The organism is Halomarina pelagica, from assembly GCF_024228315.1.
GTDB lineage: Archaea > Halobacteriota > Halobacteria > Halobacteriales > Haloarculaceae > Halomarina > Halomarina pelagica.
Window position 1 is genome coordinate 873,328 of record NZ_CP100454.1, and the last position, 24,602, is coordinate 897,929.

Annotated in this window: 27 protein-coding genes and 1 pseudogene; 21 read left to right on the forward strand and 7 right to left on the reverse strand. The window is 70.3% G+C overall.

The window, feature by feature from the left end:
- Nucleotides 1–133 precede the first annotated feature (133 nt).
- The 4 genes from NKI68_RS04640 to hemL all read left to right on the forward strand — a co-directional run bounded on the left by NKI68_RS04640 (nt 134) and on the right by hemL (nt 6,132).
- Complete coding sequence (locus NKI68_RS04640; RefSeq protein ID WP_254545525.1) at nt 134–943, forward strand: hypothetical protein; 810 nt, start codon at nt 134–136, stop codon at nt 941–943.
- A 65-nt stretch (nt 944–1,008) separates the two neighbouring features.
- Nucleotides 1,009–2,007 carry a porphobilinogen synthase gene (gene hemB, locus NKI68_RS04645; protein ID WP_254545526.1) on the forward strand — a complete coding sequence of 333 codons (999 nt, stop codon included), beginning with the start codon at nt 1,009–1,011 and terminating at the stop codon, nt 2,005–2,007.
- Nucleotides 2,008–2,322: 315 nt separating this feature from the next.
- Nucleotides 2,323–3,993, forward strand: coding sequence for an ammonium transporter (locus NKI68_RS04650; RefSeq protein WP_254545527.1), 1,671 nt, complete (start codon nt 2,323–2,325; stop codon nt 3,991–3,993).
- Nucleotides 3,994–4,791: 798 nt separating this feature from the next.
- On the forward strand, nt 4,792–6,132 hold the full coding sequence (gene hemL / locus NKI68_RS04655; RefSeq protein ID WP_254545528.1) for a glutamate-1-semialdehyde 2,1-aminomutase: 1,341 nt from the start codon (nt 4,792–4,794) through the stop codon (nt 6,130–6,132).
- On the opposite strand, the gene NKI68_RS04660 is transcribed toward hemL, so the two are convergent.
- Nucleotides 6,133–6,819 (reverse strand): hypothetical protein, encoded by a 687-nt coding sequence (locus tag NKI68_RS04660; protein WP_254545530.1) that lies wholly within the window; start codon nt 6,817–6,819, stop codon nt 6,133–6,135.
- A gap of 84 nt (nt 6,820–6,903) precedes the next feature.
- Here NKI68_RS04660 and NKI68_RS04665 point away from each other — a divergent pair, with 84 nt between their 5' ends.
- From NKI68_RS04665 to NKI68_RS04695, 7 genes are all read left to right on the forward strand, one after another.
- Nucleotides 6,904–7,332 (forward strand): hypothetical protein, encoded by a 429-nt coding sequence (locus NKI68_RS04665; RefSeq protein ID WP_254545531.1) that lies wholly within the window; start codon nt 6,904–6,906, stop codon nt 7,330–7,332.
- Between the two features lie 68 nt (nt 7,333–7,400).
- Nucleotides 7,401–8,501, forward strand: coding sequence for a hydroxymethylbilane synthase (gene hemC / locus NKI68_RS04670; RefSeq protein ID WP_254545532.1), 1,101 nt, complete (start codon nt 7,401–7,403; stop codon nt 8,499–8,501).
- A 1-nt stretch (nt 8,502) separates the two neighbouring features.
- Nucleotides 8,503–9,291: a uroporphyrinogen-III C-methyltransferase gene (gene cobA, locus NKI68_RS04675; protein WP_254545533.1), complete on the forward strand. Its 789-nt coding sequence runs from the start codon at nt 8,503–8,505 to the stop codon at nt 9,289–9,291.
- 222 nt (nt 9,292–9,513) lie between these two features.
- Nucleotides 9,514–10,281, forward strand: a complete 768-nt coding sequence (locus tag NKI68_RS04680; RefSeq protein ID WP_254545534.1) for a uroporphyrinogen-III synthase — start codon at nt 9,514–9,516, stop codon at nt 10,279–10,281.
- Nucleotides 10,282–10,368: 87 nt separating this feature from the next.
- Nucleotides 10,369–11,535, forward strand: a complete 1,167-nt coding sequence (locus NKI68_RS04685) for an MFS transporter (RefSeq protein ID WP_254545536.1) — start codon at nt 10,369–10,371, stop codon at nt 11,533–11,535.
- Between the two features lie 119 nt (nt 11,536–11,654).
- Complete coding sequence (recJ, locus tag NKI68_RS04690; protein ID WP_254545537.1) at nt 11,655–13,112, forward strand: RecJ family nuclease; 1,458 nt, start codon at nt 11,655–11,657, stop codon at nt 13,110–13,112.
- Between the two features lie 271 nt (nt 13,113–13,383).
- A complete protein-coding gene (locus tag NKI68_RS04695; RefSeq protein WP_254545538.1) occupies nt 13,384–13,605 on the forward strand; it encodes a hypothetical protein in 222 nt (73 codons plus the stop codon).
- 60 nt (nt 13,606–13,665) lie between these two features.
- On the opposite strand, the gene NKI68_RS04700 is transcribed toward NKI68_RS04695, so the two are convergent.
- Nucleotides 13,666–14,016, reverse strand: a complete 351-nt coding sequence (locus NKI68_RS04700; protein WP_254545539.1) for a winged helix-turn-helix transcriptional regulator — start codon at nt 14,014–14,016, stop codon at nt 13,666–13,668.
- A gap of 124 nt (nt 14,017–14,140) precedes the next feature.
- Here NKI68_RS04700 and NKI68_RS04705 point away from each other — a divergent pair, with 124 nt between their 5' ends.
- Nucleotides 14,141–15,082: a ring-cleaving dioxygenase gene (locus tag NKI68_RS04705; RefSeq protein WP_368410970.1), complete on the forward strand. Its 942-nt coding sequence runs from the start codon at nt 14,141–14,143 to the stop codon at nt 15,080–15,082.
- On the forward strand, nt 15,079–15,729 hold the full coding sequence (locus NKI68_RS04710; RefSeq protein ID WP_254545542.1) for an alpha/beta hydrolase: 651 nt from the start codon (nt 15,079–15,081) through the stop codon (nt 15,727–15,729). The genes NKI68_RS04705 and NKI68_RS04710 overlap by 4 nt, the downstream gene beginning before the upstream one ends.
- 35 nt (nt 15,730–15,764) lie before the next feature.
- On the opposite strand, the pseudogene NKI68_RS24030 reads toward NKI68_RS04710, so the two are convergent.
- Nucleotides 15,765–15,989 (reverse strand): annotated as a pseudogene (locus tag NKI68_RS24030) (hypothetical protein); the annotation flags it as partial.
- A 468-nt stretch (nt 15,990–16,457) separates the two neighbouring features.
- On the opposite strand from NKI68_RS24030, the gene NKI68_RS04715 reads away from it, so the two are divergent.
- The gene (locus NKI68_RS04715) at nt 16,458–16,778 is read left to right on the forward strand and encodes a DUF5783 family protein (protein WP_254545543.1); all 321 of its coding nucleotides are present in this window, start codon (nt 16,458–16,460) and stop codon (nt 16,776–16,778) included.
- Between the two features lie 57 nt (nt 16,779–16,835).
- On the forward strand, nt 16,836–17,201 hold the full coding sequence (locus tag NKI68_RS04720) for a NifU family protein (protein WP_254545544.1): 366 nt from the start codon (nt 16,836–16,838) through the stop codon (nt 17,199–17,201).
- 47 nt (nt 17,202–17,248) lie between these two features.
- Here NKI68_RS04720 and NKI68_RS04725 read toward each other — a convergent pair whose 3' ends face one another.
- Nucleotides 17,249–18,127, reverse strand: a complete 879-nt coding sequence (locus NKI68_RS04725) for a ketopantoate reductase family protein (RefSeq protein WP_254545545.1) — start codon at nt 18,125–18,127, stop codon at nt 17,249–17,251.
- Nucleotides 18,128–18,359: 232 nt separating this feature from the next.
- On the opposite strand from NKI68_RS04725, the gene NKI68_RS04730 reads away from it, so the two are divergent.
- Nucleotides 18,360–18,518, forward strand: a complete 159-nt coding sequence (locus NKI68_RS04730) for a DUF7563 family protein (protein ID WP_254545546.1) — start codon at nt 18,360–18,362, stop codon at nt 18,516–18,518.
- A 7-nt stretch (nt 18,519–18,525) separates the two neighbouring features.
- On the opposite strand, the gene glmM is transcribed toward NKI68_RS04730, so the two are convergent.
- Nucleotides 18,526–19,818 (reverse strand): phosphoglucosamine mutase, encoded by a 1,293-nt coding sequence (glmM, locus tag NKI68_RS04735; protein WP_254545547.1) that lies wholly within the window; start codon nt 19,816–19,818, stop codon nt 18,526–18,528.
- A gap of 321 nt (nt 19,819–20,139) precedes the next feature.
- Between glmM and rpiA the strand changes: the two genes are divergently transcribed.
- A complete protein-coding gene (rpiA, locus tag NKI68_RS04740; protein WP_254545548.1) occupies nt 20,140–20,823 on the forward strand; it encodes a ribose-5-phosphate isomerase RpiA in 684 nt (227 codons plus the stop codon).
- Between the two features lie 81 nt (nt 20,824–20,904).
- On the opposite strand, the gene NKI68_RS04745 is transcribed toward rpiA, so the two are convergent.
- Nucleotides 20,905–21,072, reverse strand: a complete 168-nt coding sequence (locus NKI68_RS04745) for a DUF1931 domain-containing protein (RefSeq protein WP_254545549.1) — start codon at nt 21,070–21,072, stop codon at nt 20,905–20,907.
- Nucleotides 21,073–21,249: 177 nt separating this feature from the next.
- Between NKI68_RS04745 and larB the strand changes: the two genes are divergently transcribed.
- The 4 genes from larB to NKI68_RS04760 all read left to right on the forward strand — a co-directional run bounded on the left by larB (nt 21,250) and on the right by NKI68_RS04760 (nt 24,023).
- Nucleotides 21,250–22,026 (forward strand): nickel pincer cofactor biosynthesis protein LarB, encoded by a 777-nt coding sequence (larB, locus tag NKI68_RS04750; RefSeq protein WP_254545550.1) that lies wholly within the window; start codon nt 21,250–21,252, stop codon nt 22,024–22,026.
- 92 nt (nt 22,027–22,118) lie between these two features.
- Entirely contained in the window at nt 22,119–22,268 is a 150-nt protein-coding gene (locus NKI68_RS23915; protein WP_438267799.1) for a DUF7563 family protein, read from the forward strand.
- Nucleotides 22,269–22,324: 56 nt separating this feature from the next.
- Complete coding sequence (locus tag NKI68_RS04755) at nt 22,325–22,570, forward strand: GIY-YIG nuclease family protein (protein ID WP_254545551.1); 246 nt, start codon at nt 22,325–22,327, stop codon at nt 22,568–22,570.
- Nucleotides 22,571–22,646: 76 nt separating this feature from the next.
- Entirely contained in the window at nt 22,647–24,023 is a 1,377-nt protein-coding gene (locus NKI68_RS04760) for a phosphoglucomutase/phosphomannomutase family protein (protein WP_254545552.1), read from the forward strand.
- A gap of 155 nt (nt 24,024–24,178) precedes the next feature.
- On the opposite strand, the gene NKI68_RS04765 is transcribed toward NKI68_RS04760, so the two are convergent.
- On the reverse strand, nt 24,179–24,598 hold the full coding sequence (locus tag NKI68_RS04765) for a GNAT family N-acetyltransferase (RefSeq protein ID WP_368410929.1): 420 nt from the start codon (nt 24,596–24,598) through the stop codon (nt 24,179–24,181).
- Nucleotides 24,599–24,602 lie beyond the last annotated feature (4 nt).

Sequence of the window (24,602 nt, forward strand, 5' to 3'; positions counted from 1 at the left end):
CTATCGCTCTACCGATGACTGCCCTCCCGAGCGGTGATCGCGGACTACTCCTCCGGTTCGCGTCGTCCATCGCGATCGATCGACGTTCCCTCACACCGCCTCGACGAGCGACCGCACGCGCGAGGCGACCCTGATGCTGTCGTTCGTCGACCGCCTCGCGGCCGGCTGGGAGGACGCCCGAGCACACCTGCCGCTCGCGCTCGTGCCGTTGCTCACGGCGCTGCTTCACACGGACAAGATCGCCGCCGTACTCGCCGCCGACGGCACGCACTTCGGCGTCCGGCTCGGATTGCCCGCCACGGTCGTCGATCTCTGGGGGTTCGTGAGCGTCCCGAACGAAGGGGTGAACGTCGACCTCGGCGGGCCGGTGGGATTCCCGCTCGCGCTTATCGTCCTGCCGCTCGCCCTCGCGATCCGCGCCGGACTGGCCGCCGGCTACTTCGGGAGCGTTCGTGACGCGCTCGCGACCGGGTCGTACGACTTCGCCGCGAACGCCCGCCGGTACTTCGTCCCGTTCCTGGTGTACACGTTCGTTCCGGTGTTGCTCCTGCTCCCGCTGGTCCTGCTGGGGCTGAGCGGGGCGCGGGGGGTGCTCCTGCCGCTGGTCGTCGTTCTGGTCCCGGTCGTCGCCGTCGTCACGTACCTCTTCTACGCGACGCCGTACATCCTCGTCCTCCGGGAGACGGACCTCGTGTCCGCCGCCCGCGCCTCCTACGCGCTCGCGCTCGCCGGCGGCCCCTACCTGTACTTCGCGGTGGGATTCGCGGCGTTCGTCCTCCTCGTCTCGGCGGTCGCGACTGCCGTCGTGGTGAACCTCGGTGCCGTCGGAGTCGCGCTCGGCGCGATCGTCGCGGCCCCCGTCGGACTCGCGGCGAACGCGACCGCGATGCGGTTCGTCGCCGACGTCGATCCCGAATCGCCGCCGTTCGGAGCCGAGGCGTGAGGCAGGGCTAGCCCAACGCGCGACGCATGCGATAACGGCATGTTCCGGGAGCGTCGAGTTCCCTCATGGACCTCACCCGCCGGCCGCGCCGACTTCGCACAGACGGCGTCCGATCGCTGGTGCGCGAGACGACCCTCTCGCCGAGCGACCTGATCGCGCCCGTCTTCGTGGACGCGACGACCGACGAGCGCGTCCCGATCGACTCGATGCCCGGCCACGAGCGCGTCCCGGTCGAGGAGGCGGTCGCGCGCGTTCAGGAGATCCGGGAGACTGGCGTCGAGGCGGTCGTCCTGTTCGGCATCCCGGAGTCGAAGGACGCCCGGGGGTCGCGCGCGTGGGCCGAGGACGGCGTCGTCCAGCGTGCGGTCCGCGCGATCGGGGAGGAGACCGACGCCTACGTCATCACGGACGTCTGTCTCTGTGAGTACACGGACCACGGGCACTGCGGCGTCGTGGAGGCGTCCGCACGGGAGGACCCCACCCTCACCGTGCGGAACGACGAGACGCTCGATCTGCTCTCGCGGATCGCCGTCTCCCACGCCGAGGCGGGCGCGGACATGGTCGCGCCCTCTAGCATGACCGACGGGATGGTCGGGGCCAGCCGCGAGGGCTTGGACGGGGCGGGATTCGAGCGCGTGCCGATCATGAGCTACGCCGCGAAGTTCGAGTCGGCGTTCTACGGCCCGTTCCGCGACGCGGCGGACGGCGCACCCGCGTTCGGCGACCGTCGGCACTACCAGGTGGATCCCGCGAACGCCCGCGAGGCGATGCGCGAAGTGCGCCTCGACGTCGACCAGGGCGCGGACGTGCTGATGGTGAAACCCGCGCTCCCCTACCTCGACGTGGTGAGCGCGGTCCGACGGGAGTTCGACCACCCCGTCGCGGCCTACAACGTCAGCGGGGAGTACGCGATGCTCCACGCCGCCGCGGAGCGGGGCTGGCTCGACCTCGACGAGGTCGCCCGCGAGTCGCTGCTGTCGATCAAGCGCGCCGGTGCGGACCTGATCCTGACGTACTTCGCCGAGCGGATCGCGGAACGACTCCCCGCCGACCGCCGGCGGTAACGCGCGGCCGAGGCGAGCGGGGTAATCCCGGCGCGCGCGACCGCGAACCGACCGTCTGGCAATATTTGCGTTCGACGTTCGTTCGGAATTCTGGCCGACGAACGACTACTTTCTGAACGAAAGACAGCCTATTATCGATAATATTATTGGTAATTTTGGACGATCGTCCTCGACAACGGGGATAATTTTCCATATATCAAGCAAGCGTTTATGTATCGTGATTCCGTGTCACTTCAACGTGAATTCGAATCACGTATTCGCGGAATACGCGGCAAAGTTGGACGAAAGTCAACTCGGTAGTGCGGGGGTGATCGAATGACGCTCCTCCTCCAGGCCGACCTGGCGACGATCGCCGAGAGCGTCAACGGGATCTGGGTGCTGACGGTGACCTTCCTCATCTTCTTCATGCACGCGGGCTTCGCGATGCTGGAGGCGGGGCAGGTCCGCTCGAAGAACGTCGCCAACCAGTTGACGAAGAACATGCTCACGTGGTCGGTCGGCGTCACGGTGTTCTTCCTCGTCGGCCAGGGCGTCGCGAACGTCGTCGGCGCGGCGGGCGGCTTCGAGTACGTCAACGACCCGAACGCGTGGGTCGGCTGGCTGTTCGGCGCGGTGTTCGCCATGACGGCCGCCACCATCGTCTCGGGGGCGGTCGCGGGCCGCATGAAGCTCCGCGCGTACGTCACCTACACCGTCGTACTGGCGGCGGTCATCTACCCGGTCGTCCTCGGCTTCACGTGGGCCGGCGACGGCCTCCTCTCGGCGACCGGGGCGCTCGGCTTCGGTGTCGGCTTCTCCGACTTCGCCGGCGGCATGATCGTCCACGGCATGGGCGGCGTCGCCGGGCTCACCGCCGCGTGGATCCTCGGTCCCCGGATCGACCGCTACAACGCCGACGGAAGCGCGAACGTCATCCCCGGTCACTCGATCACGTTCGCGGTGCTGGGGACGCTCATCCTCTGCTTCGGCTGGTACGGGTTCAACGTCGGCACCCAGGCGACCGTCCTCGACGCCGCCAGCGGCGAGTACCTGGGCGCGGCGCTCGGTCGCGTCGCTCTCACGACCACCCTCGGGATGGCCGCCGGTGCCATCGGCGCGAGCGCCGTGTCGCTCGTCCGGACCCGGAAGGTCGACACGCTGTACGTCGCCAACGGGATGCTGGCGGGGCTCGTCGGCATCACGAGCAACACCGACGCCATCGTCTGGTGGGCCGCGCCCCTCATCGGGCTGCTCGCCGGGGCGCAGCTCCCCCTCGTCTTCGAGTTCGTCGAGAAGCGCCTGAAGATCGACGACGTGTGCGCCGTCTTCCCGGTCCACGGGAGTTCCGGCATCCTCGGCGCGCTCCTCCTGCCGTTCTTCACGGTGGGCGAGGCCGGCGGCTGGGTCGTCAGCACCGAACTCATCGTCCCGCAGGTCGTCGGCGTGGCCGTCATCGCCGGGTGGACGTTCCTCGCGACGGCGCTTGTCTTCGGCGGGCTGAAGGCGATCGATCAGCTCCGGGTCACCCGCGAGCACGAGATCGACGGCCTCGACATCTCCGAGCACGGCGTCGAGACCTACCCCGAGTTCAGTCTGGGCGACGAACCCGTCGTGGCCGACGGCGGACGGATCCGCACCGACGGCGGCGCGCTCCCGAACGACGGCGGCATCAAGCTCGTCATGGCGTACATCCGGCCGGACAAACTCGCCGACGTGAAGCGCGCGCTCGCCGAGGTGGCGGCCCCATCGCTCACCGTCACCAACGTGAGCGGGCGCGGCTCCCAGCCGGCGCGAAAGAGCCAGTGGCGCGGCGAGGAGTACGTCGTCGACCTCCACCAGAAGGTGAAGGTGGAGTGCGTCGTCGCGGAGATCCCCGCGGAGACGGTCGCGGAGGCGATCCGCGACGCGGCCCGCACCGGCGAACCCGGCGACGGCAAGGTCTTCGTCCTGCCCGTCGAGGACGCCTACCAGATCCGGACGGGCGAGACGGGCGTCGACGCAGTCTAAAGACCCACCGCTCACCACCCACCTTTTGAACTGCCACCTTTTGCTGCGCTCGTTCGCTTCGCTCACTCGCTGGCAAAATCTGGACCAAAACCCTCGTCACTCCCACCGCCGGACTCGCGGTGCTCGTCCGGCGTGCTCCCGCTCGCCGCCGGCTCGCGGGAACTCCGGTCGCTCCTCGGTCCGCTCCCTCGCTCACTGCGTTCGCTCGGTCGCGGCGGGGAATCGGAGTGCGACGGTGGAAATCGGGTCCGTCATCGCCGGACTGAATTTTTCGGTGTCGCCAGCGCGCTCATCGCGAGCGACCAGAGCGAGCGGACACACCGACCCCCCGGCGCTCCCACGAGCCGAATCCGAGCGGGAACACGTCTGATTTGTAGTCCTCGTCCGGCGGAGAACGTGAAACGCGATCCCCGTGCAGTGTTGCAACGCGCCGCCACTGACCGCGAAGCGTGTCGCTGACAAGCGCGCAGCAATACGGCCTAGCGAACAGGCGACGCCGCGCCGATGCTCGCGGGGCGTGGCGTCGCACAACCGCGAAGCGCCCCGTGACAAGCGTCAGGTCACGGGGGCCTCTGGTCCCGCTCTCGGATATAAAGGTACGCGACGGCAGACTATTTTTACCACCGCCGACGCCAGTGCGCTGTCCCGCGAGCGAACGTAGTGAGCGAGCGGACCGACGAACCCCCGAAGGGGGTGAGGAGGGTTTTGGTCCAGATTTTGCCAGCGGGCGGCGAAGCCGCCCGCGCAGCAAAAGGTGGTGGGGCAACGTCTTTCCCACCCCCGTCCGAATCCCCAGCTATGAACCGTGAGACGTCTCGTGACCTCTACGACCGGGCGCTGTCGGTCATGCCCGGCGGCGTCAACTCCTCCGTGCGAGCGATCCAGCCGTACCCGGCGTTCGTCCGGCGCGGCGACGGCGCACACGTCATCGACGTGGACGGCAACCGCTACGTCGACTACGTGATGGGCTACGGCCCGCTGCTGCTCGGCCACGACCTGCCCCAGCCCGTGGAGGCGGCGATCCAGCGCGCCGCGAGCGAGGGACCGATGTACGGCGCGCCGACCGAGGTCGAGGTCGACCTCGCGGAGTTCGTCGTCCGGCACGTCCCGAGCGTCGAGATGATCCGCTTTGTCAACTCCGGCACCGAGGCGACCGTCTCGGCCGTGCGCCTCGCGCGCGGGTACACCGGGCGGGACAAGATCGTCGTCATGCAGGGGGGCTACCACGGCGCACAGGAGTCGACGCTCGTCGAGGGCGACGCCGAGCACCCGCGACCGTCCACCAGCGGGGTGCCGGCGGCGTTCGCCCGCGAGACGATCCCCGTGCCGTTCAACGACGAGGAGGCCGCCCGGGAGGTGTTCGAGCGCCACGGCGAGGAGATCGCAGCGGTGCTCGTCGAGCCGATCCTCTGTAACACCGGCATCGTGATGCCCGTCGACGGCTACCACGCGACGCTGCGGGACCTCTGTGACGAGTACGGCTCGCTGCTGGTCTTCGACGAGGTGATCACCGGCTTCCGCGTCGGCGGCCTCGGGTGCGCCCAGGGGACGTTCGGCGTCACGCCCGACCTGACCACGTTCGGGAAGATCGTCGGCGGCGGGTTCCCCGTCGGCGCGATCGGCGGCCGCGCGGAGGTCGTCGAGCACTTCTCGCCGGCGGGTGACGTCTTCCAGTCCGGCACCTTCTCGGGGCACCCGGTCACCATGGCCGCCGGCCTGGAGACGCTGAAGTACGCCGCCGCCCACGACGTGTACGATCACGTGAACGCGCTCGGCGAGCGGCTGCGCGAGGGGCTGACCGAGATCGTCGCCGATCACGCGCCCGAGTACACCGTCGTCGGCACCGACAGCCTGTTCAAGGTGATCTTCACGCGCGCGAGCACGCCCGCCCAGGACCAGGCGTGCACCGCGGGTTGCGCGCAGGATCCCGACTGCGCCCGCTACGAGCAGTGCCCCAAGACCGGCGGCGACGTGCGCCGCGCCGAGACCGAGCGGTGGGAGCGCCTCTTCCGCCCGTTCATGGCGGAGCGCGGGATCATGCTGACGGCCAACCAGTTCGAGTCCCAGTTCGTGAGCTACGCCCACACCGAGGAGGACGTGGAGGAGACGCTCGCGGCGTACAGGGCGTTCTTCGAGTAGTCAGGCGAACAGCCTGAAGGGACGGGCGGCTCGACGGGCCGCGCGCACCGGCAGGCGTGCCAGTCCCCGACCGCCATCGCGGACGAACGCCCACGCTCCGAGCTTCGCCTCGTCGACGACGTAGCGATCGCCGCGGCGGTGGACGATACCGCCCGCCGCCGCCTCGAGCGCCTCTTCGACGCGCGACTCGGTGAGATCGCACGCCGCGGCGAGTTCCTCGATCGTTCTCGGCCCCCGCCGCAACTCCTGCACGACGAGGTTCGCGTGCGTCGCGTAGAGCATGAACTCGGACTGATCCACGTCGTCCAACGCGGACCGCCGCGAGCGGTCACGCGGACCGTAACGACGGTCGCACGCGGCGTCGAGGAGCAGCCAGAGCCCTCCCAGCGTCGTCAGGACGGGGAACCACGCTGCGCCGTCGCCGCCGCGCGCGACGTCGTACCCCATCACGGCGCTCCCGGCGAGGACGAGGACCCCGACGCCGACTTTCTCCTTCCACGGCGTCGGGTCCACGGTATCCCGGACGAGGAACCACAGTTCGATGCCGACGATCGAGATACCCAGCGTCGCGAGCCTGTCGATCGAGAAGTCGAACGCGAGGCGACAGACGCCGAGGACGGCGACGTAGCCCGCGAGATGGCGGAGCGTGTAGCGCTCGCGGACGGTGCGGAGGAGGGCGGCGAGCATACGGAAACGTACTTGCTGTGGAATAAGTAGGTTCGGATGGTCGAGTCACCAACACTTATCGCCTCGGAAGCGAGTGCTACCGATATGGAGCATCCCGTCAGGACCGCCGAACGCGCGACCGTTGAGTCGCGCTGGTGGCTCGTCGTCGCCGCGGCCGCCGTGTTCTGGGTACTCGCGTTCGTCGTCGGCGTGCTCGCCTTCCTCGTCGGCATGGCGGCGTTCGTCGGCGGGTTCTTCCTCGACCCGTCGTTCTTCCTGCCCGGCGCGTTCGGCCTCGCGTTCCTCGTCGTCGTCCCCCTCGTCCTCCTCGGTCTCGTCCTGGCGGTGGCGCTGCCCGTCGCGCTGTACTTCGACGCGAAGGCCGTCCGCGAGGCGGCGATCGGCTGGGAGCCGGATCCCGTGCTCTACGCGCTCGTCGCCGTCGTCGGGCTGTTCGCGCAGGGGGTGCCGATCCAGCCCGCGGTCGCGCTCTACTACCTCTACCGCCGACACCAGCACGTCGGCGAGCCGTAGGCGAGCGAGGACCGCGCCCCGAGGCGGTCATAGAACCGCTTTTCCCTCCCGACGGCCGAGAGACGGGTATGACTACACGCGGCCAGACGCTCCGCCTCGCCACGCGCGGGTCGACGCTCGCGCTCCGACAGGCGGGGGAGGTACGGGCCGCCCTCGAATCCCCTCGACGGACGGTCGAACTCGTCGAGGTGGAGACGCGGGGCGACCAGATCCGGGACGAACTCATCCACCGCCTCGGAAAGACCGGCGCGTTCGTCCGCAGCCTCGACGAGGAGGTGCTCGCGGGCGAGGTCGACGCCGCCGTCCACTCGATGAAGGACATGCCGACCGAGTTCCCCGAGGACCTCGTCGTCGCGGGCGTCCCTGCCCGGGCGAGCGCGCGCGACGTGCTCGTGACGCCGGACGGCACCGCGCTCGCGGACCTCCCCGACGGGGCGACCGTCGGGACGGGGAGCCTCCGTCGGAAGGCGCAACTGCTCGCCGCCCGACCGGACCTCGACGTGCGACCGCTCCGGGGCAACGTCGACACGCGCGCCGAGAAGTTGCTCGCGCCGTCGCTCCAGCGCGAACACGAGGCGCGCCTCGAAGCCGAGGAGGCGGAGGAGGGAGAAGAGGCGGACGGCACCGACGAGCGAACCACCGAGGAGTGGTTCGACGGTCTCTCCGAGCTGGAGCGGCGGGCGCTCGGCCGCGAGGTCGAGACGGCGTTCGACGCCGTCGTCCTGGCCGAGGCGGGGCTGTACCGCTCGGGGCTGACGAACCACCTCTCGTTCCAGCAGCTCTCGCCCACGACGTTCGTTCCGGCGGCGGGGCAGGGCGCGCTCGCCGTGACGGCCAGCGATCCGGACGTGATCGGACGCCTCCACGACGCGCTCGACCACCCGCCGACGCGCGTGACGACGACCGTCGAGCGCACGGTGCTGAAACACCTCGGCGGCGGCTGCATCGCCCCTATCGGCGTCCACGCGCGCCTACAGGGCGAGCACGTCGCCGTCGTCGTGCGCGTGCTCGCCCCCGACGGGAGCGAGGAGGTGCGCGAGACGCGATCGCTCTCCGTGGAGAAACACCCCGAGGAGGCCCGCCGCTTCGCCGAGGCGCTCCGCGAGCGCGGCGCGGCCGACCTGATCGAGGACGCCCGCCGGACGACGGCGGGCACCCGCGAGGAGTGAGATGAGCGACGATCCCCACGAACCCGACGCAGTCGGCCGCGTCTACCTCGTCGGCAGCGGTCCCGGCGACCCCGACCTGCTCACGGTGAAGGCCCGCCGACTACTGGAGGAGGCCGACGTCGTCCTCCACGACAAGCTACCGGGACCCGACGTGATCGACCTGATCCCCGAGGGACGGGACGAGGACGTCGGCAAGCGCGCCGGCGGCGAGCGCACCGCACAGGAGTACACCAACGAGCGACTGGTCGAACTCGCCCGCGAGGGGAAGACCGTCGTCCGGCTGAAGGGCGGCGACCCGTTCGTCTTCGGGCGCGGCGGCGAGGAGGCAGAGCACCTCGCGGCCAGCGGAATCCCCTTCGAGGTCGTCCCGGGGGTCACCAGCGCCGTCGCCGGGCCGGGGGTCGCGGGTATCCCCGTCACCCACCGCGATCACGCCTCGTCGGTGACGTTCGTGACGGGCCACGAGGACCCGACCAAGGCGGAGTCCGCGGTGAACTGGGAGGCGCTCGCGGCGACCGGCGGGACGCTCGTCGTGCTGATGGGCGTCGGGAGGCTCCCCGACTACGTCGGCGCGCTCCGAGCGGCCGGGATGGCCCCCGAGACGCCCGTCGCGCTGATCGAGCGGGCGACGTGGCCCGACCAGCGCGTCGCCGTCGGCACGCTCGCGACGATCGTCGAGGTGCGCGATCGCGAGGGGATCGAACCGCCCGCCATCACCGTCGTCGGCGAGGTCGCGGCGACCCGCGAGCGCGTTGCCGACTTCCTCGAAAACGAGGTGAACGATCGATGAACGCGCCGCTTGAACGAGTGAAGGAGCCGGGAGAGAGATCGAGAACGCCTTCGAAGCCCTCGCACTCTCGACTCGTGCGCCTCGCTGCGCGCGCTCGCTCGCTACGCTCGTTCGCGTGCTTGCGTCGGCGTACTTCGCCGAGAGCGCTCGCCCTTCGAGTCCGCCAGGGGTGCCGGACGCGGGGGATCGTACTGGCGGATGGCACGCCCGAGGTGATGTCCCGTGCATAGGGTAGCTGTCTTCCGACCCAACGACGAGCGTCTCGCGCGGGCGTGCGACCTCCTGTGCGACCTCGACGCCGTGCCCGTGGCCGATCCGATGCTCGCGGTCGAACCGACGGGCGCGACCCCCCGCGAGGACGCCGACTACGTCGTCCTCACGAGCAAGACCGGCGCGGAACTGGTCGCCGAGGCGGGGTGGCGTCCGGCCGACGACGCGACGGTCTGCGCCATCGGCGAGCGGACCGCCGACGCGCTCCGGCGGGCGGGCTACCGCGTCGACCTGGTCCCCGAGGAGTTCTCCTCCTCGGGCCTGGTGGCGGCGCTGCGCGACCGCGCGGCGGGGGCGCGCGTCGAGGTCGCCCGGAGCGACCACGGCTCGCCGGTGCTCACCGACGGCCTGAACGACGCCGGGGCGTACGTCCACGAGACGGTCCTCTACCGCCTCGTCCGACCCCCCGGATCGGGCGACTCGGCGGAACTCGCCGCCGCGGGCGACCTCGACGCGGCGCTCTTCACCTCCTCGCTCACCGTCGCGCACTTCCTCGACGCCGCCGCGGAGCGCGGCGTGCGCGAGGCGGCCGTGGCGGGCCTGAACGAAGCCGTCGTGGGGGCGATCGGGGAACCGACCCGCGACCGGGCCGCGGCGGCGGGCGTCGAGGTCGACGTGGTGCCGGAGACGGCGACGTTCGCCGCCCTCGCGCGCGCGGCGGTGGAGCGCCTCGACGGAGACGGGAACGCGGACGCGGACGCGGACGCGGGCGGCGCGTGAGGAACCCGCTACCGGGCGACCGCCGGAACTCGCCAGGGTTATCGGGCGGCGCTCTGTATCGGCGAGACGAGGTGTTTCTGGACTCCCGTGTCGGGTGAGGGTAGCTGGCGTTCGGTCGCGGCCGTGGCGGGGTGGCAGACCGCCGCGAGCCTCTGTTACTACAGCATATTCGCCGCGACGGGGTTCGTCCGCGAGGCGTTCGACCTCTCGGCGGCGCTCGTGGGCGTCTTCCTGACGGCGGCGCTGGTCGGGTACACGGTCGCGCTCTTCCCCAGCGGCGCGGCCGTCGACGCGCTGGGCGAGAAGCGCGTGATGCTCGTCGGGCTCGCGGGACTGGCGGTCGCCGCCGTCGGCGTGTCGTTCGCGCCCTCCTACGCGCTGTTGCTCCTCGCGGGCGCGGCGCTCGGCTCGGCCTACTCGACGGCGATGCCCGCCTCGAACCGAGGGGTCGTCGCCAGCGCGCCCGCGGGCCGCGAGAACCTCGCCATGGGGCTGAAGCAGGTCGGCGTCACCGCCGGGAGCGGGGCGGCCTCGCTGGTCGTCACCGGCGTCGCGGCGGTCGCGGCGTGGCAGGCGGGCTTCTGGGTGATCGCGGCGCTCGCGGGCGGCTACGCGCTCGGCTTCCTCGTCCTCTACGACGGAAGCGACGGGTCGGGTACCGTCGCGCCGCCCGACCTCTCGGGGCTGGGCGCGAACCGCGCGTACGTCCTGCTCGTCCTCGCGGGGTTCTTCGTCGGCGCGTCGATCTTCACCACCCTGGGGTACGTCATCCTCTACGTGGAGGACGTAGTCGGCGGGAGCGTCGCCGCGGGCGGGGTCGTCCTCGCGCTCGCGCAGGTGACCGGAAGCCTGGGCCGCGTCGGCGCGGGGGGCCTCGCCGACCGACTCGGCGGCGCGCGCGGGGCGGCCACCGTCGCGCTCGCCCAGGTCGGAGTCGCCGTCGGCCTGTTCACCCTTCTCGCGCTCGGGGTTGACTCGCTCCCCGTCGCGGTCGCGCTGTTCGCGGGTATCGGCGTCTCCGTCCTCGGGGCGACGGGCGTCTTCTACTCCTGCATGAGCGACCTCGTCGAGATCGACGACATCGGCGCGGCGACCGCGGGCGGCCAGACGGCCGTCAACGTCGGCGGCATCGTCGCGCCCCCGGCGTTCGGACTGCTCGCCGACTCCGCGGGCTACGCGGCGGGGTGGAGCCTGCTCGCCGGGTGCGCCCTGCTCGCGGCGCTGCTGCTCGCGGGCGTCCGACGGCGGACGTGAGACGCCCTGATCCCCCCGCTCGACGCGTGCGGGCGCATCGACCCACTCGCCGACTCCACCCGCGCGGACACGGTCGTCGGAACGAGAGTTTAAATCGGAGACGGGTCGTACCTCCTACCGTGACCGGTCCCGTCCCCGAACTCGCAGACCGCGCCGCCGCGTGCGCCGACCGACTGCGCGAGGCCGACTCGGTCCTGCTGGCCTCCCACATCGACGCCGACGGACTCACGAGCGCCGCGATCGCGAGCACCGCGCTCGCGCGGGCGGGCATCGACTTCGAGGCGGTGTTCAAGAAGCAACTCGACGCCCACGAGATCGCCACCATCGCGGCGGCCGACTACGACACCGTCCTGTTCACCGACTTCGGGAGCGGACAGCTCGACGACGTCGTCCGCCACGAGGAGCGCGGGGACTTCACCCCCGTCGTCGCGGACCACCACCAGCCCGCGGACGCGGACACCGAGTTCCACCTCAACCCGCTGCTCTTCGGCATCGACGGCGCGAGCGAACTCTCCGGGGCGGGCGCGGCGTACGTGCTCGCGCGGGCGCTGGGCGCATCGTCGTCCGGCGCAGGCTCGCCGACCGCCGCGCACCCGCCGACCGCCGCGCACCCGCCGAACGCTGACCTCGCCGCCCTCGCCGTCGTCGGCGCGGTCGGCGACATGCAGGCCGCGGACGGCGCGCTCTCCGGTGCGAACGAGGCAATCGTCCGCGAGGGCGTCGAGGCGGGCGTGCTGGGTGAGGCGACCGACCTCGCGCTCTACGGTCGGCAGACCCGTCCCCTCCCGAAGTTACTCGAGTACGCCGACGTTCCCATCCCCGGCATCGCCAACAGCCAGTCGGGCAGCGTCGCCTTCCTCTCGGATCTCGGGTTGGACCTGAAGGAGGACGGCGAGTGGCGGACGTGGGCCTCGCTCGACGACGAGGAGCGACGGACGGTCGTGAGCGCGCTGGTTCGCCGCGCCGTCACGCGCGGCGTCCCCGCCCACCGGATCGACGGACTCGTCGGCACCTCCTACACGCTCCTCGACGAACCGACGGGGACGGAACTCCGCGACGCGAGCGAGTTCTCCACGCTCCTCAACGCCACCGCGCGCTACGAACGCGCCGACGTGGGCCTCGCGGTCTGCCTCGGCAACCGGGACGGCGCGCTCGACCGCGCGCGCGACCTGCTTCGCAACCACCGGCGCAACCTCTCGGAGGGCCTGCGCTGGGTGCAGAACGAGGGCGTCACGCGCGAGGAGCACGTCCAGTGGTTCGACGCGGGCACGCGGATCCGCGAGACGATCGTCGGCATCGTCGCCGGGATGGCCGTCGGCACGGACGGCGTCGACCGGGACGTCCCTATCGTCGCCTTCGCCGAGAAGAGCGACGAGGAGACCAAGGTCTCCGCCCGCGGCACGCACGCGCTCGTCCGCCGGGGACTCGACCTCTCGCGCGCCATGAGCGAGGCGAGCGCGTCCGTCGGCGGCAAGGGCGGCGGACACGACGTCGCGGCGGGCGCGACGATCCCCGCAGGGAGCGAGCGGGCGTTCGTCGAGTGTGTGGACCGCGTCGTCGGCCAGCAACTCGAGTAACGACGCAGAGCGCCGATTCGAGCGATCCGTTTTCCGTGACCTCTCGAGAGGCGGTAGAACGATATAAATTACATTACGCTATATGGAATCGGAATTGTACCGGGTCAATCGAGCTAACTCGACAGTACCGTCGAAACGTACGCGGTATTTCTGAATACGTTACACCGGGACCGACGTTCGATGGACAACGTATCGGTGATGGCACGGATTACGCGCCGATACTTGCATATTCGGGGCGAGGCTTACCCGCGCCAGGGGCCAACCTACGTCCATGGCAACGAACGACTTCGGCACGCTCGGATGGTTCTCGGTCGCGGGAGCGATCATCATGGGTACGCTGTACGTCCTCGACGTGACGAACGTCGCCGACTCGATCCTGGCCCCGACGCTGACGCTCATCGTCGCGATCGTCGCGGCGCTCGGAGCGTTCCTGTTCTGGGTCGGCAACGATCCCTCCGCCGACTCGGACGCGGACTCCACGGAGACGATGTAACGACCGGGCAGAAACGATCGAACCGCCGATTCTCGGCCGAGACGTCTTCCCGTCGGAGAGCTACGCGTCCGGGTCGACGACCGACTCGCCGAGCCACTGCTGGGCCCACGCCTCGATTTCGTCGAAGACGGGACAGAGCGACCGTCCCTTCTCGGTGAGGCTGTAGTAGGTCGCGATCGGCGCGTCCTCCTCGATTCGGCGGTTGACGAACCCGAGTTCCTGGAGGTCGTCGAGCACGCGCGAGAGCGTCCGCGAACTCGCGCCCGTCGAACGTTTCAGTTCGTTGAACCGCTTCTCGTCCTCCTGGAGGTCGTGAAGGACGATCAGACGCCACTGCGAACCGATCTGCTGGAGCGAGTCGATCACGAAGCACGCCTCCTCGCTGTATCGTTCCTCTCTACCCGATGGCACGGACGTCACCTGGTGACGGCTACGTCCGCGAACGCATATAGCGGTTCGGATACGTATCTGGTAACGTCGTGAAACTACTCGCCGGCGCTACGCCGGCGAACGACGCATTAGATCCATCAGATCCATCATGACCGATACGATCCCTGGAATCCATCACGTGACGTCCATCGCGAGCGACCCGCAGGCGAACGTGGACTTCTACACCGAGGTCCTCGGCCTCCGACTCGTGAAGCGGACTGTCAACTTCGACGATAAGTTCACCTACCACCTGTACTACGGCGACGAGACGGGGACGCCGGGGACGATCCTGACGTTCTTCCCGTTCGTCGGGGCGACGAAGGGGAGCGTGGGGGCGGGACAGACGACCGCGACCGCGTTCGTCGTTCCGCCCGACGCGATCGACTACTGGCTCGATCGACTCGACGACCTCGGCGTCGACCGCGACGACCCCGAGGAGCGGTTCGGCGAGACGGTGCTCCCGTTCCGTGATCACGACGGCCAGCCGCTCGAACTGGTCGCCGGTGAGTCGCCCGTCGAACCGTGGGCCGAGGGCCCCGTCCCGGCTGAGTACGCGATCCGGGGATTCCACGGCGTGACGCTCCACACGACCGACCCCGAGTCGACCGCCGCCGTCCTCGAGACGATGGGGTTCGAGCGCGAGGCGGCCGACGGCGATCGAGTGCGGTACCGCGCGTCCGGCGACCGGGCGAGCGTCGTCGACCTGCTCGCGCGGGAGGGACCGCGCGGCCGCCAGGGCGTCGGTACCGTCCACCACGTCGCTTTCCGCACCCCCGACGACGAGCGTCAGCGGGCGTGGCGCGAGCGGCTGACCGACGCCGGGCTGTCCGTCACGCCGGTGAAGGACCGTCAGTACTTCCGGTCGATCTACTTCCGCGAACCCGGCGGCGTCCTCTTCGAGATCGCCACCGACCCGCCGGGGTTCACCCGCGACGAGGACGCGGCGGAACTGGGCTCCGCCCTGAAGCTCCCGCCGTGGCTGGAGGAGGAGCGCGAGATGATAGCGGAACAACTCCCGCCGATCTCGACGCCGGGTGAGACGGCGTGAGCGACCCGCCCGGTCCCCACCAGCGCCAGCCGCTCGCCAGCGGGGGCGCGCCGCTCGACGCCGCGGACGCCGCGGTCGTGCTCGTCCACGGCCGCGGGGCCACGGCCGAGAGCATCCTGGAGATGGCGGGGGAGTTCCAGGCTCGCGGCGTCGCCTACCTCGCGCCGCAGGCGGCGGGCAACAGCTGGTACCCCTACTCCTTCCTCGCGCCCACGGAGGAGAACGAGCCCGGCCTCTCGTCGGGACTGCGGGCGGTCGGGGACGCGGTAGAGACGGCGGCGGACGCCGGAATCCCGGCGGGGCGCGTCGTCCTCGTCGGGTTCTCCCAGGGGGCCTGCCTCGCCTCGGAGTTCGTCGCCCGAAACGCCCGGCGGTACGGCGGTCTCGCGGTCCTGAGCGGCGGGCTCATCGGTCCGGAGGGCACGCCGAGGGACTACGACGGCTCGCTCGACGGCACGCCCGTCTTCCTCGGTTGCAGCGACGCCGACCCGCACATCCCCCTCGAACGGGTGAAGGAGACGACGCGCGTCCTCGAGAGCCTGAACGGGGACGTGACGGAGCGCATCTACCCCGGAATGGGCCACGGGGTAAACCGGGAGGAACTCGACGCCGTGGGCGAGTTGGTCGCAGGCGTCGCCCCGGACTGAGTCCCTCCCTCACGAACTGGGAACGAGATGTACGATCACTTCCGCGAGAAGTCGTCTGCTTTCAACACTACCAGGGAATCTCCCTCACACGTTCCATCTTCGCCATCGCTATCGCCGGACTGGACATACCATTCATAATAATTGCCGTGATATTTAATATACGGCTTCTTGTCTGTCTCCTCGAGGAGAGCGACATCTGAGTCACAGTAGCCTACCTGTTCGATAGCTGATCTCACCTCTCGCTGGGCTTCCGGTGAGAGTTCGTCGAAGCGTAATCACTTTGTCCGGTTGTGGGGTCGCTTCACTCGGCGAGGTACCGATACAGCCACTCAGGAGGATAGACGTGATGACAAACATAAATACACTATCACGCATAGATTTGAATTGTTCCTCGTTCTAAATAGATCTCTGGGATGATCGTTGTAGACGATCGACCCCTCGCTTAGCGGCAGGTCAGGGTCGTGCACGGATTCACCGGCGTTCACGACTCCACGACCTCGGCGTTTGGCCGGGTAATGCGCGCCTTCTTTTCACGCTGTTCACGATGAATTAGGTCACGTCTGTCCTTTCTCCCGTCGAACAATCCCCCACATATCTCGCCGGTAGGCGCGCATCAGGGCCTTACCCTCCGAAACTGTGGGACTCCGACTGGGGGATTTCCTATAGCGACATACGATACACAGCGGGCGACCGCCCGGTTTTTATCCCTCTCCGGACGACCATCCGCCATGACCGAGTTCGACCCGGAGCGGTTCGAGGACAAGTACGTCCACTACATGACGGAGTTGCAGGAGGCGTACAAGCGGGCGTTCGACGTGATGAACGAGGAGTACGACTCGACGCTCGTCCACGCGATCGACCAGCAGATCCTGAACGAGTCCGAACCGTTCTACCGGGACGGCGAGTTCCGCATCGAACTCCCGCCGAACCCTCACGATCGCGTGCACGGGGTCGTCGTCGAGCCCGACCGCCTCGACGCCGTCCTCGACCGCTACGTCGAGGAACTGCGTGCGCAGCTCCGGCGGGTGTTCGGACTCGAGGAGCGATAGCGCGGGACGGCCGTCGCGGTCCAAAGCCCTAAGGCGATAGACCCGATACGGAGAGGTATGAGCACGGAATCCGCCAAGACCGAGGACGACCTGCGCGAGGAGGTAACGAACTTCCTGCGGCGCAACTTCCCGCAGATTCAGATGCACGGGGGGAGCGCGGCCATCACGAACCTCGACGTGGAGTCGGGGTCGGTCTCCCTCCAGCTCGGCGGGGCCTGCAGCGGTTGTGGCATCTCGCCCATGACGATCCAGGCGATCAAGACCCGCATGACGAAGGAGATCCCCGAGATCACCCAGGTCCACGCCGACACCGGGATGGGCGGCGGAGGCGGCATGGGCGGCACGTCCCCGTCGTTCCCCGGCGAGTCGCGGGGGGGCGACCTCGACAGCGACGACGACGAGGGACCAAAGGCCCCGTTCTAAACGACCGGTTCTCACCTTCTCGCGTTTTTCTCGCCGGTAAGCTCCGGCTACCGCAGTCCGCGCTCCCGCTCCCACGCCCGCACGAGCGCCGCGAGCGTCGCGTTCACGGGCGCGTCGACCCCGGCGACGACCCCGTTGATGTGATCGACCTCCGTCCGTCGTCCGCGCTCGACGTCCTGGAGCATCGAGGAGGCGTTTCCCGCGGTGTCCGCCGCGACGCGCTCGACGCTCGCGACGGCCGTCTCGTCCGCGAGGTCGACGCCCCGCCGACGGGCCGCCCGGGCGACCTCGCGGGCGGCCGTTCGCATCGCCTCGCGGGCGGGACCGTCCAGCAGCGCGCCGTTGGGAATCCGGGCGAGCGCGGTCGGGGCGTTGATGCCGGCGTTCACCGCGAGCTTTTCCCACTGACGTCGCGGCATGTCGTCGGCGACGACCGTGACGAGTCCCGCCCGCTCGAACGCCTTCCCGACCCGATCGGCGAGCGCGGAGCGCCCCCCCTCGCGAGGGCCGAGGACGATCTCGCCGACCCCGGTGCACTCGACCCGGCCGGATTCGAGGAGGCGCGCGCCGTAGGTGCACGTCCCGGCGAGGACGGGCGCGTCGAGGTGCTCGGCGAGCGTCTCCTCGTTGCCGAGGCCGTTCTGGAGTGAGAGCGCGCCGCCGAGGTCGCAGGCGGCGAGCGCACGTCCGGCGTCGTCGGTGTCGAACGCCTTCACCGTCACGACGGCGAGGTCGGCCCGCCGGGGCGGACTCGTGTCGGCCGCGGGGGAGACGCTCGCCTCGACGGCCCCCTCGATCCGGAGGCCGGCGTCCCTGACCCGTTGGACGTGCGGGTCGCGTCCGACCAGCGTCACGCGGTGCTCGCGTGCGAGTAGCCCGCCGACGAGGCTCCCGAGGCTCCCCGCGCCGAACACGACCACGTCCATGCTCCCCCTTTCCGAGGTGGACACATCAGTACTCCGTCCTTGCGCCCACCGTCCTTACGTCCGCCGCCCTCGCGTCCGACGTGCACCGCGTGCGACGTGCGAGGACGCCACCGACCACCGGTCACCGGGCGTTCGCGGTGCCCCGCTTCTCCGCCGGGCGTGGAGGTCTCGGGCGACGATCGCGTTGCGGGAACACCCCATCGTTATAGTGGAGGCGTTCGTACCTGTACGTATGCCGGAATGCCAGAACTGCGGTTCCTTCGTGACGACTGCGTACGCGCGAGTCTTCACCCCGGACGGTGTCGAGAACCCGCGGGTCTGCCCCAACTGCGAGGACAAGATCCGCGAGGGTGCGGGCGTCCGCGAGGCCCGGTCCACCCGTCGCGCCTGACGTCCCGTTAGAGCAGTTCCCTCGCCTCCTCGAAGACCTCCTCCGTCCGTTCCTCGTCGCGGGCCTCGGCAGTGACGCGCACCAGCGGCTGGGTCCCGCTGGCCCGGAGGAGGAACCAGGCGTCCCCGAGGTCGACGCGCACGCCGTCGAGCGTCGTCACGTCGTCGTAGCGGGCCGTCACCCGCTCGCGGACGTCGTCCATCGTCGCCCGCTTGTCCGCGACCTCGACGCTCGCCCGGCGGATCGGGTAGCTGGGGACGTCCGCGACGCGCTCGCTCAGGGGGCGCTCGGCGGCCAGTTCCGCGAGGCGGAGGGCGGCGAGCGGACCGTCGGGACAGAGCGTCTGCTCCGCCCAGATCCACGCCCCGCTGGGCTCGCCGCCGAAGGTCACGTCGCCGCCGAGGGCCTCGGCGACGTAGACGTCGCCCACGGGCGTACGCTCCACGCCCACGTCGTGCTCGGCGAGGTAGTCCTCGACCGCCAGGCTGGTGTCGACGGGGAAGGCCACGCGCTCGCCCGGCGCGGCGCTCTCGACCGCCAGCAGCGCGAGCAGGGCGTCCTTCGGGACGAAGGTCCCCGTCTCGTCAACCGCGACCATGCGGTCTGCGTCCCCGTCGTGGGCGACGCCGAGGTCGGCGTCGGTCGCCCCCACGAGCGCGCACAGCGAGGTGAGCGTCTCCTCGTTGGGTTCGCTCGGCCGACCGGGGAAGCGCCCGTCCGGCTGGGCGTTGAGCGTCTCGACGGAACAGCCCTGCTCGAGCAGCGCGTCGATCGTGACGCCGCCCGCGCCGTTGCCGAGGTCGACGACGACCGACAGCGGCGTCTCGATCGAGACCGCGTCGGAGAGCGCCTCGACGTGTCGTGCGTCGGCGTCGGACACGGCGGTTCGCGTTCCCTGTCCGTCCCACGCCCGGAGGTCGACCTCGTCGGCGCGGACGCGCTCCTCGACGGTCGCGCGCATGTCCTCGTCGAACGCCTGCCCGCTCGGTTGCCAGAGCTTAAGCCCGTTGTCCTCCGCGGGGTTGTGGCTCGCGGTGACCGCGACGCCCGCGTCGGCGTCGTACCACCCGACGCCCCGGGCGACCGTCGGCGTCGCCGCGCCGCCGAGGTCGATCACGTCCGTCCCCACCTCGCGCAGGCCCGCGGAGAGGGCGTCGACGAGCAGGCGGCCGCTCTCCCGTGGATCGCGACCGACGACGACGCGCTCCGCGTCGACGCCCACCGCGCGCCCGACGGTGAGCGCGAGTTCCGCCGTCACGACGTCACCGACCGGTCCTCGAATACCGCTGGTGCCGAACATATCTCAGCAGAGAGCGACCTGGATAATAGCTACTGCGACCGCGCCGGCTCCCGACCTGCTCCGACCCGACCCGAGCCGACCCGACACAAACGGAGACACACCGATCCGGCTCGGTCTGATTCGACTCGTCCTACCTGGGCTGGATCGATTCGATTCGATTCGATTCGATTCGATCGTTCCCGTCCGACCGACTCGACTTGCCCCGGTCGGATTCCGGTCCGGACCGCCCGGATCGGACTGCTCCGCCGATCTTCCCCGGACACCGGATCGCCCGGGGATCGGAGGAACGCGCTTTTGTCCCCCCTCGCTGAACCCCCGCGCATGAAGGCAACGGACGGGAGCGACGAGGCGAAGCGTCGGGCCGGCGAGTCCGCCGCCGAACTCGTCGAGGACGGCGCAGTCGTCGGACTCGGGACCGGGAGCACGACCGCCCACGCGATCCGCGCACTGGGTGAGGCCGTCGCCGAGGGCCTGGACGTTCGGGGCGTCCCCACGTCCTACCAGTCGGGCGCGCTCGCCCGCGAGGTCGGCGTCCCGGTCGTCGCCCTGGCGGACGCGACGCCGGATCTCGCCATCGACGGGGCGGACCAGTTCGCGGGCGGCGACCTCGTGAAGGGAGGCGGGGCCGCCCACGCGCGCGAGAAGGTGATCGACGCGAGCGCCGCCCGGTTCGTCGTCGTCGCCGACGAGACGAAGCGCGCCGACGCGCTCGACCGCCCCGTCCCCGTGGAGGTGCTCCCCGACGCCGTCCCCGTCGCCGAGGCGCGGGTTCGCGACCTCGGCGGCGATCCGACGCTCCGCGACGCCAACCGCAAGGACGGGCCCGTCGTCACGGAGAACGGCAACCTCGTGCTCGACTGCGCGTTCGGGCGGATCGACGCGCCCGCCGACCTCGCGGCGACGCTCTCCGCGGTGCCCGGCGTCGTCGAACACGGGCTGTTCGTCGGTCTCGCGGACGAGGTGCACGTCGGGAGCGAGACGGGCGTCTCGGTCGAGCGGTTCTGAGCCGCGGCGAGCGGCGCACGCCGGCGTAATCACTCGCGAGCGAAAAACAAAGAGGAACGTGAAGCCGTCAGCCCGTCTGCCTTACAGGTCGCGGGGCTGGACGGTCTTTCGGTCGTTCTCGGATGCACGACGTGCAGCGTCGTCGAGCAGTTCCTGGACTTCCTGATCGAGCGCGTCGTAGAAGTCCGAGGCGACGTTCATGTCCTGCAGCGAGTCCTTAACGGCCGCTTTGACGATTAGGTCTGCCATGCAAGAGGCCCGTTCTCGGACATACTTTATAAACTTTCTCAATATTGGCCCCTCTCGGCGGGGTTCTCGGGCTTTTCAGGCCGATAGATTCATGAGAGAAAGTCGCGAGGTGCGGTGACGTGAGGTAAATGGTGCCGATTCGATGGGTACGTGAGGCTCGGGCGCGGAGGCGGCCGTATGCGCGAACTACTGGAAGCGGTCGCGGCCGGGGACCTCTCGGTCGACGCCGCCGAGGCCGAAGCCGTCGGGTACGTGACCGGTGAAGCGGGGCGCTTCGACGCCGCCCGTACCGACCGCGTCGGCGTTCCCGAGGGCATCCTCGCCGCTGGAAAGACGCCGGAGGAGGTGGCGGAACTCGTCTCGCTCGCCGTGGAGACGACGGGTCACGCGCTCGTCACACGGTCCGACGAGCGGACCGTCGACGCTGTCCGCTCCCGCGTCGACGAGGCGTTCCCCGAGGCGACCGTCACCGCAGACGACCGCGCGCGCACCGTCGTGGTCCACGGATCGGCGTACGAACCGCCGTCGCTCGACGCGCGCGTGGGCGTCGTCACCGCCGGCACCTCCGATGCGATGCCGGCGGGGGAGGCGGCGGTCGTTCTCCGGGAGTCCGGGGTGTCGGTGACGCGGATCGACGACGTGGGAGTCGCGGGACTCGCTCGACTGGTCGATCAACTGGAGACGCTGCGCGCGCAGGACGCGCTCGTCGTCGCGGCGGGGCGCGAGGGCGCGCTCCCGACGGTGCTCGCCGGACTGGTCGACGTCCCCCTCATCGGCGTCCCCGTGTCGACGGGGTACGGCTACGGCGGCGAGGGCGAGGCGGCGCTCGCGGGGATGCTCCAGTCCTGCGCGCCGATCGCGGTGGTCAACATCGACGCCGGGTTCGCCGCCGGCGTACAGGCGACGCTCGTCGCCCGGGGGATCGACGCGGCCCGAACCGGGGAGGGCAGTTAATTTCTCTCCCCAACCCGATGGTCTAATGACGAGAGTATATTATCGCCGAGTGAGTACCGACCCGTGCCGACACGTCGCTTGTCGGTAGAGCAATGGCCAAGTGCGACCACTGTAAGGCGCACGTCTCGGAGCGCTTCGCGCGCGTCTTCGCCGACGAATACGACCGGATCCTCGCGTGTCCGAGTTGTTCGGCGAACGCCGGCATCGCGGAGGCCTCTCGAGACCGCGCCCGTGACCCGTGATGGCGATGGACCATCGGACCGTGGCGTAACCACCACGCGAAGCCCACTTTCGCCCCATGACCGACTGCCACTACGTCTACGTGCTGCGCTGCGGCGACGGGACGCTCTACACCGGCTACACGACCGACGTCGAGCGCCGCCTGCGCGAGCACCGGGCGGGGCGGGGCGCGAAGTACACCCGCGGTCGGGGACCGCTCGAGGTCGTCCACGTGGAGACGCACGGGAGTAAATCCGCGGCGATGTCCCGCGAGTACGAGATCAAACGGTTCTCTCGCGCCCGCAAGGAGCGCCTCGTCGGGTGACCCGTTCCCGTCGCCTCTCGTCCCCTCGAGGCACGGGGCCTGTTGGTTTTTTACTCTCCGCCGTCGCGCCTCACGTATGGAGCACATCTCGTTCGGCACCGACGGCTGGCGGGCGACCCTCGAGACGTTCACCGAGCCCCGCGTCCGGATGGTCGGGCAGGCGGTCGCAGATCACCTCCACGCCGATGGGCGGGAGGGGACCGTCGCCGTCGGCTACGACGCCCGCGACACGTCGCGCGGGTTCGCCGACGCGGTCGCCGAGGTGCTCGCGGACAACGGGTTCGACGTCCTCGTGAGCGAGCGGGACTGCCCGACGCCGGTGCTCGCGTGGACCGTCCGCGACCGCGGTCTCGACGGCGGCCTCGTGATCACCGCGAGCCACAACCCGCCGGAGTACAACGGCGTGAAGTTCCTCCCGAGCGCGGGCGCGCCTGCACTCCCGGACGTGACCGGCGACCTCGAAGCGCGCCTCGCGGAGCCGACGGCACGCCCCGCAGCCGAGCGCGGCACCGTGCGCGAGGACACGTTCACGACCGCCTACTGTCAGCACGCGCTCGCGTTCACCGACAACCCGGACGTCTCGGGTATCCGGATCGCCTACGACGCGATGCACGGGAGCGGCCGCGGCGTCACCGACGACCTCCTCGAAGCCGCCGGCGCGACGGTCGAGTCCCTCCGGACGGAGCGCGACCCGGAGTTCGGCGGCACCCCCCCGGAGCCGACGGCCGAACGGCTCCAGTCGCTCGTCGAGCGGGTCACCGAGGGCGGCGCGGACCTAGGGTTCGCCAACGACGGCGACGCGGACCGCCTGGCGGTCGTCACGCCGGGGCGGGGGTACCTCGATCCGAACCTCCTCTACGCGGTGCTCTACGACTACCTCCTCGAATCCGGCGAGGGACCCGCCGTGCGCACCGTCTCGACGACGTTCGTCGTCGACAAGCTCGCGGCCGCCCACGGCGAGGCGGCCGTGGAGGTGCCCGTCGGATTCAAGTGGGTCGCCGAGGCGATGCGCGAGCACGACGCGCTCGTCGGCGGGGAGGAGTCGGGCGGCTTCGGCATCACCGAGCACCTCCGCAACAAGGACGGCGTCCTCCTGGCGCTCGTGCTCGCCGCCGCGCACGCGGAGCGGCCGCTCGACGAGCGCGCCGACGCAATCGAGGCCGAGTACGGCGAGATCCACCAGGGGCGCACGAGCCTCGACTGTCCCGAAGACCGGAAAGCGGCCGTCCTCGACTCGCTCGACGGGGATCTCCCGGAGACGGTGGCGGGCGTCGACGTCGTCGACGTCGGTACCGAGGACGGGTTCAAGGTCTTCCTGGAGGACGGGACGTGGCTCCTCGTCCGTCCGAGCGGCACGGAGCCGAAGCTCCGCGTCTACGCGGAGGCCACCAGCGCCGAGCGGGTGGAGGAGTTGCTCGCGGCCGGACGCGACCTCGTCGACCCCCGGATCTGAGCACCGTCTCTCCCCTCCCTCTCCGCCCCCCAACTCTGCGAACCTTTTTATCGGAGGGCGGGACCAGCGTCCCCGTGCGCTGACTCCCGCCACGGGTCGTCCTGCGGTTGCGCGGCACAGCGGCCCGTGGAGCGACCGTGCCGCCTGTTCGCCCTTCACGCTTCGCGTTCGCTTTCGCCCGCCTCGTCCTCGCCGCGGACGCCCCACAGCCGGCCGTCGCGCTCCTCGACGGCGAAGCCGAGCGTCTCGTAGAACGGTCGCACCTCCGCTCGGAAGTCGGCGGTCAGCCGCCCGCGGCGCTCGCTCGCCGCCTCGACCAGCGCCGTTCCGATCCCCCGTCCGCGCCGCCGTCGCCGTACGGCCACCGCCTCGACGCGGTCGCCGTCGAGCACGAGCGCGCCGAGCACCCGCTCCGTCTCGGTCGCCCGGCACTCTCGCCCCGCCTCGACGGCGACCAGCACCTCGCCGCGGTCGATCGCCGTCGCCACGTCGCCGACCTCCAGGAGCGCCGCGTCGAGCACGCGCCGCACGGCGAGGTGATCGTCGGGTCGCGCCGTCCGTACCCCCACGTTCACCACG